Source organism: Collimonas sp. OK412, assembly GCF_900112135.1.
Taxonomy (GTDB): domain Bacteria; phylum Pseudomonadota; class Gammaproteobacteria; order Burkholderiales; family Burkholderiaceae_D; genus Collimonas; species Collimonas rhizosphaerae.
In genome coordinates this window covers 317719-332630 of record NZ_FOLC01000002.1, presented here as the reverse complement: position 1 = coordinate 332630, position 14912 = coordinate 317719, and the positions used below count along the sequence as shown (strand labels likewise).

General features: G+C 60.0%; 12 protein-coding genes, 1 tRNA gene and 1 pseudogene. 3 read left to right on the top strand and 11 right to left on the bottom strand.

The annotated features are described in order from the left end of the window. Window positions 1–261, top strand: a 261-nt coding sequence (locus tag BM062_RS04095; protein WP_139219990.1) for a transposase domain-containing protein, incomplete at its 5' end; no start/stop codon positions are given. 682 nt (window positions 262–943) lie between these two features. On the opposite strand, the pseudogene BM062_RS04090 reads toward BM062_RS04095, so the two are convergent. The 11 genes and pseudogenes from BM062_RS04090 to BM062_RS04040 form a co-directional block, all read right to left on the bottom strand. Next, a pseudogene (locus BM062_RS04090) lies at window positions 944–1285 on the bottom strand (helix-turn-helix domain-containing protein); the annotation flags it as partial. 349 nt (window positions 1286–1634) lie between these two features. Further along, a tRNA-Ser gene (locus BM062_RS04085) sits at window positions 1635–1724 on the bottom strand. 144 nt (window positions 1725–1868) lie between these two features. After that, the gene (serS, locus tag BM062_RS04080; protein ID WP_092393503.1) at window positions 1869–3173 is read right to left on the bottom strand and encodes a serine--tRNA ligase; all 1305 of its coding nucleotides are present in this window, start codon (window positions 3171–3173) and stop codon (window positions 1869–1871) included. Window positions 3174–3339: 166 nt separating this feature from the next. After that, window positions 3340–4980: an ABC transporter substrate-binding protein gene (locus BM062_RS04075; RefSeq protein ID WP_254784896.1), complete on the bottom strand. Its 1641-nt coding sequence runs from the start codon at window positions 4978–4980 to the stop codon at window positions 3340–3342. A gap of 11 nt (window positions 4981–4991) precedes the next feature. After that, window positions 4992–5996, bottom strand: coding sequence for a peptide ABC transporter ATP-binding protein (locus BM062_RS04070; RefSeq protein WP_254784895.1), 1005 nt, complete (start codon window positions 5994–5996; stop codon window positions 4992–4994). After that, a complete protein-coding gene (locus BM062_RS04065) occupies window positions 5993–7030 on the bottom strand; it encodes an oligopeptide/dipeptide ABC transporter ATP-binding protein (RefSeq protein ID WP_092393500.1) in 1038 nt (345 codons plus the stop codon). The genes BM062_RS04070 and BM062_RS04065 overlap by 4 nt, the downstream gene beginning before the upstream one ends. A 9-nt stretch (window positions 7031–7039) precedes the next feature. Next, window positions 7040–7972: an ABC transporter permease subunit gene (locus tag BM062_RS04060; protein ID WP_092393497.1), complete on the bottom strand. Its 933-nt coding sequence runs from the start codon at window positions 7970–7972 to the stop codon at window positions 7040–7042. After that, the gene (locus BM062_RS04055; RefSeq protein WP_092393601.1) at window positions 7969–8979 is read right to left on the bottom strand and encodes an ABC transporter permease subunit; all 1011 of its coding nucleotides are present in this window, start codon (window positions 8977–8979) and stop codon (window positions 7969–7971) included. Before BM062_RS04055 ends, BM062_RS04060 begins: the two co-directional genes overlap by 4 nt. A 121-nt stretch (window positions 8980–9100) precedes the next feature. Beyond that, entirely contained in the window at window positions 9101–10708 is a 1608-nt protein-coding gene (locus BM062_RS04050) for an ABC transporter substrate-binding protein (protein WP_371326541.1), read from the bottom strand. Window positions 10709–10812: 104 nt separating this feature from the next. Further along, entirely contained in the window at window positions 10813–12204 is a 1392-nt protein-coding gene (locus BM062_RS04045) for an aminopeptidase P family protein (RefSeq protein ID WP_254784894.1), read from the bottom strand. A 174-nt stretch (window positions 12205–12378) separates the two neighbouring features. After that, a complete protein-coding gene (locus BM062_RS04040) occupies window positions 12379–12993 on the bottom strand; it encodes a helix-turn-helix domain-containing protein (RefSeq protein WP_092393491.1) in 615 nt (204 codons plus the stop codon). A gap of 390 nt (window positions 12994–13383) precedes the next feature. Between BM062_RS04040 and BM062_RS04035 the strand changes: the two genes are divergently transcribed. Further along, entirely contained in the window at window positions 13384–14220 is an 837-nt protein-coding gene (locus BM062_RS04035; RefSeq protein ID WP_144742683.1) for a transporter substrate-binding domain-containing protein, read from the top strand. A gap of 14 nt (window positions 14221–14234) precedes the next feature. After that, entirely contained in the window at window positions 14235–14903 is a 669-nt protein-coding gene (locus tag BM062_RS04030) for an amino acid ABC transporter permease (protein ID WP_092393485.1), read from the top strand. The last annotated feature ends 9 nt before the right edge of the window (window positions 14904–14912 follow it).

Sequence of the window (14912 nt, the reverse complement as noted above, 5' to 3'; positions counted from 1 at the left end):
GCCATCGAGATCGACAACTCGGCGGCAGAACGCGCTTTGCGCGGCGTCGCGATCGGCCGCCGCAACTATCTGTTTGCCGGTGCCGACAGCGGCGGCGAACGCGCTGCCGCCATCTACTCCTTGATCGGTACGGCCAAGCTCAATGGTGTCGATCCTGGGGCTTGGTTGCGTCATGTGCTGACCCATATCGCCGACCATCCGGTCAACCGCGTTGACGATTTCCTACCCTGGAACTGCGCCGCGCAGATCGCTCCTGCCTGAAAAACACGCCGCTTCCCAGCGGTGTGATGCCATCATCGGGCAAGTCAACACCCGGTTCAAGACGTCGCTGGCACGACGCTTACGGAGATGCCAATTCTCGATGCTAATTTCCCGGCATCTTGTGAATCCAGTTGACCAGTCACATTCATTTTCGAAAACCTCATTTATTTATACCACTGAAACGAAAAAGCCCCGAACCAGTGACGGTTCGAGGCCTTGAAATCTGGTGCCAGCAGCGAGGAGCGGTCGCTTTTACGAAAGATCGTGCGGGCTTATCTCCTTGCTGATTATCGAAACTATGCTCCCTAATCAGCTAAGGACAATTGAATCATAAACAAAAAAACTCGCCGAGGCGAGCTTAGATCCAACCAATACAGGAGATGATTCCCGAAACCCAGTGCTATCTGCAAAGTGGCCTCGCCGTGTAACGAATCAATTCTTGTATTGGCTGTCACGTTTTGTATGGACGCGACTGGTGACGGAAGAATCATATACTGAGTTTACATACAGTTCAAGCATTTTCTGAATGCCTGCAACCAACCCGATGCAGCCGATTTAAGTCCCCGAGACCCAACATTGAAACGTTGGTCATGGCGTAAGCGAGTAGCCGAAACGTACGATCCGCTAAAGCGTTGGATTGAGAAAATAATCTGGCTGTTCGTTTGCGCGCTGAATTGACCCACTCCGTTTGACCCTCCCTCCATTGCCTGGCGAACGCCGCGACCCTGTCGTAAGATCCCTTGAATCCCAAATCCACGAGCTCTTCGTGGAGCTGCTTGAGGCTGCGCCGCTGCTTGCGGGATTTTGCTGCCTCGGTCTTGAGCCAACCTGAAAGCTGGAAGGCATATGGGTCGATAGCGCTGGCAGATTGGCGCTCCGCATAGGCGGGCTCGGTGATTTCCGAGCGCAGATAGCGCCTGACGGTGTTGCGGGAGATGCCTAGCCTCTTGGCTATCTCCCTCAGCGGGACCTGGTCCCGAAGGTGCCAGCGTCTGATTATTCCTAGTAATGCCACGTCAATCACTCCGATCCCCTACTCATTCTGACAAGTAGGATTGTGTGCTAAACGTGGGTCAATTTTCGATGCAAATTATGCGGCCAAGTGGGTCAATTTTCGGTGCAAATCAACATCTTGGACAAGTCCATAGCCATAACCACACTTTCAACATACCTAGAGGCTCTAATAATAGCTTCTAGACGGTCTGTTGTCTGTAGGGAACGTTTGAACTGTTTACCCAAAATTCTTGTATGGAAATAATAGGTATTTCCACGAAGATAAACTGGCAAATTTAGCATTGTTTGCTACCAAATTTGCTACCAGCCTTTAAGCAAAAAGCCTTATAACTCATTGAATTATAAGGCTTTTCTTTAATTGGCGGAGAGGGTGGGATTCGAACCCACGGTACGATTTAACGTACGCTTGATTTCGAGTCAAGTACATTCGACCACTCTGCCACCTCTCCGGTTTTCGGTCGACTTGCTGTGTTTAATGCAGCAAAGCGCAAGATTATAGCAGACTCTTTTTGACTATGGAATGACTTTTTATTCAAGCCATTCTACGGTCGGATCCAGCGTTTGAACAACGCAAAATAGCCCTGTCAAATCAATTACTTAGCGCTCAATCTGGTGATGCCGCCCATGTAAGGATGCAGCACCGCCGGGATCTCCACGCTGCCGTCCGCCTGCTGGAAATTCTCCAGTATCGCCACCAGCGTCCGTCCAACCGCAAGGCCGGAACCGTTCAGGGTGTGCACCAGTTCGGTCTTGCCCTGCGCATTGCGGAAACGCGCTTGCATGCGGCGCGCCTGGAATGCCTCGAAGTTGGAGACCGAGGAAATTTCGCGGTAGGTGTTTTGCGCCGGCAGCCATACTTCCAGGTCATAGGTCTTGGCTGAGCCGAAACCGATATCGCCGGTGCACAAGGACACCACGCGATACGGCAGGCCGAGCTTCTTCAGGATGTTTTCTGCATGGCCGACCATTTCCTCCAGCACTTCATAGGATTTTTCCGGATGCACGATCTGCACCATTTCAACCTTGTCGAACTGGTGCTGGCGGATCATGCCGCGCGTGTCGCGGCCATAGCTGCCGGCTTCCGAGCGGAAGCACGGCGAATGTGCAACCATCTTGAGCGGCAGCGTGTCGCCGGCGAGGATTTCGTCGCGCACGATATTGGTCAGCGGCACTTCCGCCGTCGGGATCAGGTACAGCGCCGCGGCGTCGGCGGCCTGCTCGCCTTCCTGGCCGCCCTTCTTGACCGCAAACAGGTCTTCTTCAAACTTGGGCAGCTGGCCGGTGCCGCGCAGCGAATCGGCGTTTACGATGTAAGGCGTATAGCACTCGGTGTAGCCGTGCTCGGCGGTTTGCGTATCGAGCATGAACTGGCCCAGCGCGCGGTGCAGGCGGGCGATGCCGCCCTTCATGACGGAAAAGCGCGAGCCGGTGATCTTGGCGGCGACGTCGAAATCCAGGCCGAGCGCGGCGCCGACATCAACGTGGTCGCGTGCTTCGAAATCGAAGCTGCGCGGCGTGCCCACTTTGCGCACCTCGACATTGCCGGCTTCATCGGCGCCGACCGGCACCGATTCGTGCGGCAGGTTCGGGACCGCCAGCAAGAATGCGCTGACCTGTTCCTGCACCTGGTCGAGCCGGGTTGCCGACGCCTTCAACTCATCGCCGATGCCGGCGACTTCAGCCATCACGGCGGAGGCGTCTTCGCCCTTGCCTTTCAGCATGCCGATCTGCTTGGACAGCGAATTGCGCTGGCCCTGCAGCTCTTCGGTACGGGTCTGGATTTGCTTGCGTTCGGCTTCCAAGGCGTTGAAGCTATTGACGTCGAGCTTGAATTTGCGCGTGGCCAGGCGGTCGGCGGCGCTAGCGATGTCTTTGCGAAGAAGTTGGATGTCGATCATGGACTTGGAATAGATAGGGGAAGGAATAAGCTGCCATTGTACCAAGCCCGGCCAGTCCCCGGCCAGCCAATCTCAGCGGCCGAAATTGCAAAATACACAATAAATCGGCAGCCGATACGAGACAAGGCATTGCGCCCTGCCGCCGTACAGCGGCAATACGGCAACTTTACTTGCCGATGTCGACCTTGCTGAAATCATGCAGTGCGAACGCCGACATCTTGAAGCCGATCACCTGCTTGCGGATCGGCGTATGCGTCAGCGAGTGCGCCAGCGGTATCCATGGCGCTTCCTCATGCACCATCGCCTGCGCCTGCTGGTACAGCTTGGCGCGCTCATCCTGCTTCGGCGTCAGCTTGGCTTTCTGGATCAGCGCCTCGAAATTCTTGTCGCACCAGCGCGCGGTATTGCCGCCGCTGCGCACCGATTCGCAGCCCAGCAAGGTCGCCAGGAAATTATCGGGATCGCCGTTATCGCCCGACCAGCCGAACATCATTGCCTGCTGGACGCCTTGCTTGCTGCGCTTCAGGTACTCGGTCCATTCGTAGGTGGCGAGCGTGGCCTTGACGCCGATCTTGGCCCAGTCGGCCTGGATCAGCTCCGCCATGCGCTTGCCGTCCGGATTGTAGGGACGCGTCACCGGCAGGTACCACAGCTCGACCGCAACACCGTTCGGATAACCAGCCTTGGCCAGCAAAGCCTTGGCCTTGGCCGGATCGTAGGCATAGTCCTGGATCTTGTTGTCGTAAGACCAGAGCGTAGGCGGGATCGGATTCTTGGCGACCTGGCCGGCGCCTTGGTACACCGTCTTCAGGATCGTCTGCTTGTCGGTGGCCAGGTTCAGGGCTTGCCGCACCAGCTTGTTGTCGAACGGCTTTTTCTCGACATTGAACGAGATATAGCCGACGTTCAAGCCTTCCTTGCTCAGCAGGGTGATGGCCGGATCGGCTTTCATCAGTTCGATGTCGGCCGGCTTGGGAAACGCCATCACCTGGCATTCATTCGCCTTCAACTTGGCGTAACGCACCGAGGCGTCCGGCGTGATCGCAAAAACCAGGTTGTCCAGTTTCGGCCGGCCGTCCCAATAGGCGTCGAAAGCCTTGTAGCGGATCACCGCGTCCTTTTGATAGGACACGAACTGGAACGGGCCGGTGCCGACCGGCTCGCGGTCGATCACCTCGGGCGTGCCTGCCGCCTTCATCTTGTCGGCATATTCGGCCGACAGGATAGAGGCGAAATCCATGCCGAGGTTGGCGATGAACGGCGCTTCCGGATGCTTCAGCTTGAACACCACGGTGTAGGCGTCGGCCTTGCTGACCTTATCGACGATCTTGTCCATGCCCATGTCGAGGAAATAGCTGAAGCTGGCGCCGGTAGCAAGCTGATGGAATGGATGATTGACATCCGCCATGCGGTTGAACGAAAACAGCACGTCGTCGGCGTTGAAATCGCGGCTTGGCTTGAACCTGGCGCTGCTGTGGAACTTGACACCCTTGCGCAATTTGAAGGTGTAGGTCAGGCCGTCATCCGACACCGTCCAGGATTCCGCCAGCGCCGGGACGATCTTGGTCGTGCCCAGTTCAAACGCCACCAGGCGGTTGTACAAAGGCACCGAAGAAGCATCGAAGGTGGTGCCGGTAGTAAACAGCTGCGGATTGAATCCCTCCGGGCTGCCTTCCGAGCAAAACACCAGCGTCTTGGCCGCGAACGCCATGTTGGCCGTGGCGCACAGCAGCGCGGCCACGCCGATTGCCGCCGCCAGTTTCAGCTTCTTGCCCCACTGCGCGCCCTGCTTCCTTGCCTTTAGCATGCCATTCCCTGTCAATGAATTTCTTCCACCCGGTGGCATGCCACCATGCTGCCGCCGAACTCGCGCAAGGCCGGCACTTCCTGCCGGCAGCGTTCGACCGCATACGGGCAACGGTTGTTGAAACTGCAGCCCGGCGGCGGCGCCAGCGGCGACGGCAGTTCGCCCGGCAGCATCATCTTTTGCTGGCGCTGGGCCGGATCGATGCGCGGGGTGCTGGCCAGCAGCGCCCGGGTATAGGGATGCAGCGGCCGGCTGAACACCTGCTGCTTGCTGCCGTGCTCCACGGTTTTACCGAGGTACATCACCAGCACATCGTCGGCGATATGCTCGACCACCGACAGGTTATGCGAGATGAACAGGTAGGCAACGCCGCTGGCCTGCTGCAGGTCCATCAGCAGGTTGAGCACCTGCGCCTGGATCGAGACGTCGAGCGCGGATACCGGCTCGTCGGCGACGATCACCTTCGGATCCAGCATCAGCGCGCGCGCGATCGCCACCCGTTGCCGCTGGCCGCCGGAAAACATGTGCGGATAGCGGCTGTAGTGTTCCGGCCGCAGGCCGACCTTGGCCATCATGGCGCGCGCCTTGTCGGCGCGCTCGGCGGCGTTCAGGCCGGTATTGATGATCAGCGGCTCTTCCAGCATCTGCCCGACTTTCTTGCGCGGGTTCAGGCTGGCGTAGGGATTCTGGAACACCATCTGCACCAGCGGCCGCACCCGTTTCAGGGTAGCGCGGTCAGCATCGGCGATGTTGGCGCCATCCATCCACAGCTCGCCGCCGGTAGGCGGTTCGATCATGGTGATCTGGCGCGCCAGGGTCGACTTGCCGCAGCCGGACTCGCCCACCACCGCCAGCGTCTTGCCCGGCTGCAGGCTGAACGACACGCCATCCAGCGCGCGCGCCGTCGCTTTCGGTTTAAACAAGCCTTGCGATACGCTGTAGTGCTTGACCAGGTTTTTTGCTTCCAGCAGGGTGACCGGGTTGGCGATCACATTCATATTGGCGTTCATCATCATGCGGCCCCACTGCTCAGCGTCAAATCGGGTGTCTTGCGGGATATTTCCGACCAGCCGTTAGTCGGCCGGCCACCTGCATCCAGCGGAAAATGGCAGCGCACCTGTTCATGCGGCGCGCCCGCCAGCTCGGGCCGGACCTGGCTGCAGCGGTCTTGCGCATAAGCGCAGCGCGGGCTCAGCAGGCAGCCTGTGGGCCGGTCGTACTGGCCGGGCACCACGCCGGGAATGGTTTGCAAGCGTGCGCGGCCGATATTGTGTTCCGGCAGCGCCGCCAGCAGCGCCTGGGTGTAGGGATGCTTCGGCGCATTGAAGATATCCGGCACGCGGCCGGTTTCCACTACCTGCCCGGCGTACATCACCACCACCCGCTGCGCGGTCTGGGCCACCACGCTCAGGTCATGGGTGATCAGCATCAGGGCCATGCCGCGGTCGCGCTGCAGCTGCAGCAGCAATTCCAGCATCTGCGCCTGCACCGTGACGTCCAGCGCCGTGGTCGGTTCGTCGGCAATCAGCAAACGCGGATTGCAGGCGATCGCAATCGCCACCATCACGCGCTGGCTCATGCCGCCGGAAAGCTGGTGCGGATAGGCGTCCAGGCGCCGTTCGGGATCGGGAATGTCGACCTGCTTGAGCAGAGCCAGCGCCTTGGCGCGCAATTCCTTGCCGGAGCCGCCCTGGTGCACGCGCAAGGTTTCGATCAACTGGTACGCCACCGTAAAAGACGGGTTGAGACTGGTCATCGGATCCTGGAAGATCATGGCGATGTCCTTGCCCAGCATGCCGCGCCTTTCCTTCTCAGGCATCTTCAGCAGGTCGCGGCCGTCGAACGCCATGCGCTCGCCCTTGACCCGGCCCGGATAGTCGATCAGCCCCATCAGCGCCAGCGAGGTGACGCTCTTGCCGGAACCGGATTCGCCGACGATGCCGACCACTTCGCCGGCTTCGATGCTCAGGTCGAGGCCGTCGACCGCGGTGAACGGCGATGCTGCCGAGCCGAATTCGACTCGCAGCTGCTTAATTTCCAACAGTGCCATAGTCCTGCCTTATCGTTTCAGTTTGGGGTCGAGCGCATCGCGCAAGCCGTCCCCCATCAGGTTGAACGCCAGTACCGAGATCAGGATCGCCAGGCCGGGGAAAGCCACCACCCACCAGGCGCTCTGGATGAATTCCATGGCGCTGGCCAGCATCGAGCCCCATTCCGGCGTCGGCGGCTGCGCGCCCATGCCGAGGAAACCCAGCGCCGCCGCATCCAGGATGGCGGACGAGAAGCCGAGCGTGGCTTGCACGATCAAGGGCGCCAGGCAGTTGGGCAGGACGCAGTTGAACATGATGCGCAAGGTGCCGGCGCCGGCGATGCGCGAGGCGCTGACATAATCGCGCGACATCTCGCCGATCACCGCGGCGCGCGTCTGCCGCGCATAGTGCGGCAACATCACGACGGCAATCGCGTACATCGCATTCATCAACCCTGGTCCGAGGATGGCGACCACGGCAATCGCCAGCAGCAAGCTCGGCAAGGCCAGCATGATGTCCATCAGGCGCATGATGGCGACTTCCACCAGGCCGCGGAAATAACCGGCCAGCAGGCCCAGCAGCACGCCGGTGGTGAGCGACAGCGAAATCGACACCAGGCCGATCAGCAGCGACAGGCGCACGCCGTGGATCAGGCGCGACAGCATGTCGCGCCCGACCGGATCGGTGCCAAGCAGGAACTGGCTGCTGCCGCCCGCTTGCCAGACCGGCGGCACCAGGGTCGATTGGCGGAACTGCTCGATCGGCGAATGCGGCGCGATGACGTCGGCGAACAAGGCTGCCAGCACCATCGCGATGATGATGGCAAGGCCGATCACGGCGCCGCGGTTCTGGCTGAAATAACCCCAGAATTCGCGCAGCGGATGCGGCGGCGCGATGGCGCCTGCCTTCGGTGGAGAATCAGTTTGCGGCGCACTGACGGGCGTTGCGTTGACGTTGTTCATGAGCGATGGCGAATACGTGGGTTAATCACGCCGTACAGCAGGTCGACGGCAAGATTGACGAGGATGATGGTGATCGCCGACAGCAGGATGCCGCCCTGCACCACCGGATAGTCGCGGCGCTGGATCGCAGCCACCAGCCATTTGCCGATGCCAGGCCAGGAAAAGATGGTTTCCGTCAGGATCGCGCCGGCCAGCAAGGTGCCGACCTGCAGGCCGACCACCGTCACCACCGGGATCAGGGCGTTGCGCAGCGCATGCACCGCCACCACCCGCGCCCGCGACAGCCCTTTGGCGCGCGCGGTGCGTACATAATCCTCGCGCAGGACTTCCAGCATGGCGGAGCGCGTCATGCGCGCAATCACGGCCAGCGGGATGGTGCCGAGGGCGATGGTGGGAAGGATCAGGTGCGACAGCGCGGATTTGAAGGCGCCGCTATCGTCCGACAGCAGGCTGTCGATCAGCATGAAGCCGGTGACCGGCGGCACGTCGAACAGGATATCGATGCGGCCCGAGACCGGGGTCCAGCCCAGGGTCACGGAAAACAGCAGGATCAGCAGCAGCGCCCACCAGAACACCGGCATCGAATAGCCGGTCAGGGAGGCGCCCATCACCGAGTAGTCCAGCACGGTATTGCGTTTCAGGGCGGCCAGTATGCCGGCCGGCAAACCGACGATCAGCGCAAACAGGATTGCGCAGAAAGACAGTTCCAGCGTCGCCGGAAACAGTGTCTTGAATTCGCTCAGCACTGACGTATGCGTCATGATGGACATGCCCAGGTCGCCCTTGAACAGGTTGCCGAGGTAATTCAGGTATTGCATGTAGATCGGCTGGTCGAGGCCCAGGTCGTGCGCCATTTGCGCGTAGCGGGCCGGGTCCATGCCGCGTTCGCCGGTCATGGCTTCGACGGCGTTGCCTGGTATGAGGTGTATCAGTAAAAACACCAGCAGCGTGATGCCGAGGAAGGTCGGGATGACCAAACCGACACGGCGCAGGAGAAATCCAAACATTGGCGTTACCTGTTCGATGAAAGAAGACAGCAACAGCGCTGTCTAATACTAGCGGTAAATTTAAGCCGCTCGCTATACGAAGTAGCGAGCGGCTTAATCAGAACAAAACCACGGCCATGGCTTACTTGGCCAGGTCGACCTTCTCGAAGTGGTGATGGGCGAACACTGCCATCTTGAAGCCGATCACTTCCTTGCGCACCGGCGTGAAGCGCACCGAGTGAGCCAGGTCGATCCATGGCGCTTCGTCATGCAGGATCACCTGGGCCTGTTCGTACAGCTTGGCGCGTTCATCCTGCTTCGGCGTCAGCTTGGCTTTCTGGATCAGCGCTTCGTAGTCCTTGTTGCACCAACGCGCGGTATTGCCGCCGCCCTTGACGCCTTCGCAGCCCAGCAGCGGTGCGAAGAAATTGTCAGGATCGCCGTTGTCGCCGGACCAGCCGAACATCATCGAATGCTGGTCGCCCTGCTTGCTGCGCTTCAGGTACTCGGTCCATTCGTAGGTAGTGAGCTTGGTCTTGACGCCGATCTTGGCCCAGTCAGCCTGGATCAGCTCGGCCATGCGCTTGCCGTCCGGGTTGTATGGGCGGGTAACCGGCAGGTACCACATCTCGACTTCGACGCCGTTCGGGTAACCGGCCTTGGCCAGCAATTCCTTGGCCTTGACCGGATCGTAGGTGTAATCCTTGATCTTGTCGTTATAGCCCCACAGCGTCGGCGGGATCGGGTTCTTGGCTGGGACGCCGGCGCCTTGGTAGACGGTCTTGAGGATGGTCTGCTTGTCGACCGCCATGTTCAGCGCCTGGCGCACCAGCTTGTTGTCGAACGGCTTTTTCTCGACATTGAACGAGATGTAGCCGATGTTCAAGCCTGGCTTGGTCATCATGGTGACGGCCGGATCGGCTTTCATCAATTCGATGTCGGCCGGTTTCGGGTACGCCATGACCTGGCACTCGTTGGCCTTGAGCTTGGCGTAACGCACCGAAGCATCGGGGGTGATGGCATAGATCAGGTTGTCCAGCTTCGGCCGGCCGCCCCAGAAAGCGTCGTTGGCCTTGTAACGGATCACCGCGTCTTTTTGATAGGACACGAACTGGAACGGTCCGGTGCCGATAGGCTCGCGGTCGATCACCTCAGGCGTGCCGGCTTTCTTCATGTTGTCGGCATATTCGGCCGACAGGATCGAGGCGAAATCCATGCCGAGGTCGGCGATGAACGGCGCTTCCGGGTGTTTCAGCTTGAATACCACGGTGTTGTCGTCGACCTTTTCCACCTTGTCGATGATCTTGTCCATGCCCATGTCCAGGTAGTAGCCGAAGCTCTGGCCGGCAGCCAGCTTGTGGTACGGGTGGCTGGGGTCGCCCATGCGGTTGAACGAGAACAGCACGTCGTCGGCGTTGAAATCGCGGGTCGGCTTGAACTTGGCGCTGCTGTGGAACTTGACGCCCTTGCGCAGCTTGAAGGTGTAGGTCAGGCCGTCTTCCGACACGCTCCACGATTCAGCCAGGCCAGGAATCGGCTTGGTGGTGCCCAGCTCGAATTCAACCAGGCGGTTGTACATCGGCACCGACGACGCATCGAAGGTGGTGCCGGTGGTGAACAGCTGCGGATTGAAGCCTTCCGGGCTGCCTTCCGAGCAGAACACCAGGGTCTTGGCCGCTGCAGCATAACCGGCAGTGGCGCACAGGACAGCGAGCAACGCCGCCTTGGCGATCAGTTTTCTTTTCATCATAGGTCTCTTTCCTTAGGTTATGGTGAAACTGGTGTATTTAACAATAATTCACGAGAGGAACACAAGCTCAATGTACAACGCATACCTGCAAGTTCCTAGCACCTTCATGCCGCCATCAGCGCTTCGATCTCGGCACAGGTTTTAGGAATGGCCGGGCCCAGCACCCGCGCCCCGGATTCTGTCACCAGCACATCGTCTTCGATGCGGATGCCGCCAAAATCGATGTGCTCGACGAATTTGCCATAGTTGATCAGGGTGCCGTGACGCGCCTCCGCCTGCCAGCGCTGGATCAGGGCCGGGATGAAATACATGCCCGGCTCCACCGTCACCACCATGCCTGCCTGCAGCGGCTTGGCCAGGCGCAGGTTGCGCAGGCCGAACAGTTCGCTGCGGCTGACGCTGGCGTCGTAGCCGACCCGGGTCTCGCCCAGGCCTTCCATATCGTGCACATCCAGTCCCAGCTGGTGGCCCAGGCCGTGCGGGAAACAGATGGCATAGGCGCCCGATTCCACCACCTGCTCCGGCGTGCCGTTGAAAAACCCGAGCGCCGCCATCGCCGCCGCCATGTGGCGGGCAGCCAGCTTGTGCACTTCCAGGTAAGAGACTCCCGGCCGCATGGCGTCGATGGCGCACTGCTGCGCGGCCAGCACGATGTCGTACAGGCTGCGCTGGCGTTCGCTGAAGCGGCCGCCGACCGGGAAGGTGCGCGTGATGTCGCTGGCGTAACCCAAGGTGCTGGAGGCGCCGGAATCGTTGACCACCAGGTCGCCCGCCTGCAAAAGATTCTGGTGGTCGCGGTTATGCAGGATCTCGCCGCTGCGGGAAAAAATCATCGGGTAGGCGTTCTGCAGGTCGTGGCTACGCATGATGCCTTCCATCGCCGCCACCACCTGGTATTCATAAGCACCGGCCTTGGCCTGCCGCATGGCGGCGAGGTGCATGTCGCGCGTGACGCTCAGGGCGTTTTCTATTTCCGCGATTTCCTCGTCGCCCTTGATTTCGCGCAAGGCAATCACGGCAGCCATCAGGCTTTCGGAAGCGCCGGCCTTGCATTGCTCGGGAGTGCAATCCAGCAGGCGCGCCAGTTCGAGTATGGTTTCGCCGCGGTAAGGCGGCAGGTAATGGATCGTGCGGCCCTGGCGGCGTGCCTGCGCCAGCACGTCGGCCAGCTGCTGGTACGGCTGCGCCGCAGCCACGCCGACCGTCTCGGCGCGCTGCGCAAAAGAAGAGCTTTGCGGCCCGACCCAGATCACGTCGTCCAGGCTCGGATCGTCGCCGAACAGTACCTCTGTGCCGGCGTCGATATCGATCAGCGCCGCCAGGTCCGGCTGGCCGAGGCCGAAGAAATAGGAAAACGATGAATCCTGGCGGAACCAGTAATGGTTATGCAGGTAATTCATGGAGACGTCGGTATTGCCCGGCAACAGCAGCAGGCCGGAGGAAAACCGCTGTTTCAGCTGCTGCCGGCGCCGGCTGTAGACGGCCGGCTTAAACACGGCGGCCTCGCGCCTGCACGGCATCGGATATCTGCTTGCTTGGTTCTGGGTACATCGTCACTCCATTCCGCTGTCATTGCCGGCATCGCTGCCGGCCTCGTGCCAGGCGCCTGCGGCCGTGGCAATAGATCAATTTGCAAGTGCAAAAACCATGCCACAGGCCTGCCCTGTGCTTCAAAAAAATTCTGTGCCGCGCAATAACCGCTCCTGCTCCTGGCACGCCGGCGACTGCGGACCGTCGAACAGCGCCACGGTGCCGACCCAGATCACTTCCGCCACCTGGTTCTCGTGCGGCAGCGATTCGATGCTGTGCGGGATATTGGCGTCGAAATGCAGGCTGTCGCCGACATTCAGCACATAACTGTCTTTACCTACCGTATAGCCGACCTGGCCGCTCAGCACGAAGATCATTTCATCGCCTTCGTGCGACACCATTTCCGATTTGTAGCCGGCCGGCATGGTGAACTTCACCGAATGCACCTGGCTGCCGGGGAAGACCGTCGACAGCCGTTCGTACTTGACGCGGCCGCTGGCCACCGAGTACGGCTGCCGCTGGCTGCGGTAGGTGTCCGGCCGCAATTGCACGGGTTGTTTGATCAGGTCGCCGATCGCCACGCCGAGCGCCTTGGCGATCACCACCAGCGAGGTGATGGAAGGACTGGTCTGGCCGCGTTCAAGCTGCGAAATGAAGCCCGCGGTCAATCCGGTTTCGGCCGCGACTTGCACCAGCGTCTTCTTGATAGCATGACGCCGCGCGCGGATCGAGCTCCCCAGCTGTGGCATTTCCATTGTTTCTGTCTCCGGCCTGTACCTGGTCGTATTTCGTATTTATTACTTTCATGTCGGACAACGCACGGCGTTGATCCAAGAGTAACTTTTTAATATTCAGCGTCAGCGCTGCTGCTGACATCACAGCTGCTGCACTGCCGGTAAGGCGTCGGAAATTATAGTCACACTACAATTTGAGTCAAGGATCTTTTTCAGATTATCTTAGTACACGGATAAAACAAGGATAAGAAGGCCGGCCGGCCATGCCGGCGGCGACGGGCCTTGATCTTGCTTATGGATGCGGAGCGGCAAGCGCATTTTCGGATGACTTTCAGCTGCAAACGGGGTATTTTCAGATACACCCTTTTTCAGATACACCCTTTTCAGCCAATCCTCCTTCAGAAGGCAGACATGCAAATCAATCGACGCAATTTCATCGCCCAGACCATTGCCATCGGCTCGCTGGCCGCAGTCGGCCCGGCGTTTTCGCAGGAACCGGAATCGACCGCCGCCAGGATCAAGCGCACCGGCAAGCTGCGCATGGGCGCCATCAACGGCGCCTCGCCGTATTTCACCAAGGACCTGGCAAGCGGCGAATGGCGGGGTTTCATGGTGGACCTGGGGCGCGACCTTGCCAAATATCTCAAGGTCGAGGCTGAGTGGGTGGAAACAACCTGGGGCAATGCCGTGCTCGACGTCCAGACCAACAAGATCGATTGCCAGCTCGGCATGGCCCCCTCGCCGGCGCGACGCGAAGTGGTCGACTTTTCCGCCCCCATTTTCCAGAACTACAACACGGTGGTCGCCAGGAAGGGCTTTAACTTTGAACGCTGGGAGCAGCTCAATTCGCCGGCCGTCAAGGTCGCGGTGGATGTCGGCTCCAGCCACGACCAGCTGGTCACCAGGATATTGCCGAAGGCTACCGTGCTGCGGTTTGAGACTTCGGCTGCCGCCACCATGGCGCTACAATCCGGCCGCGTCGATTGCCAGGTGCTGGTGATCCTCCTGTCAACCGCCTTGCTGACCAAGCTGCCGAACATCGGCCATATCGTATTCCCGTCTCCCGATGAAACCAACCCGACCAATGTCGGCATCCGCAAGCAGACCGACCAGGCCTTCACCAAATCCGTGAATGCCTGGCTGGAAGAAGCCAGGGCCTCAGGCAAGGTGAAAAGCACCATCATTTCCAATATGCAAACCCTGGTCGGCGTACCTCCGACCGCTTTTCCACCCCAGGTTCACTTTTAAGCTGTGAGGCAGGCATGTATCAGTGGGATTTCCATACGCTTTGGCAGTACAGGAACATCATTTTCATAGGCTTTGGCTACACGTTAGGCTACACCGTCATCGTCGTCGCGCTGGGATTGCTGGTCGGCCTGGTTACCGGCTTGTGCCGGCTGTCGCCGAAGGCATGGATATCGGGACCGTTCCGGGCATACGTGGAACTGTTCAGGTGCACGCCGGTGCTGGTGCAGCTGATCTGGTTCTATTACGCACTGCCGATCCTGACCGGCATCGAACTGACGCCCGGCATGGCGGCGGTGCTGTCGTTGACCTTGTACGGCGGCGCCTTCTATTCCGAAATCATCCGCGGCGGCGTGATTTCCATCGATGCCGGGCAGTCGGAGGCCGGCATGGCATTGGGCATGACCCAGCTCCAGCTGATGCGGCGCGTGGTGCTGCCGCAAGCATTCAAGCGCATGACGCCGCCACTGGTCAGCCAGTCCATCATGCAGCTGAAGAACACTTCGCTGCTGTCGGTGCTGGCGGTGCCGGACCTGCTCTACCAGGGCCAGATCATCGCCCACGACACCTACCGCCCGCTGGAAATCTATTCGCTGATCGCCGTCCTGTATTTCATCATCTTGCTGCCGGCAACGATCCTGGCCAAGCGGCTTGAAGTAAAAATGTCCGACGGACGGGGGGCATGACAATGGACG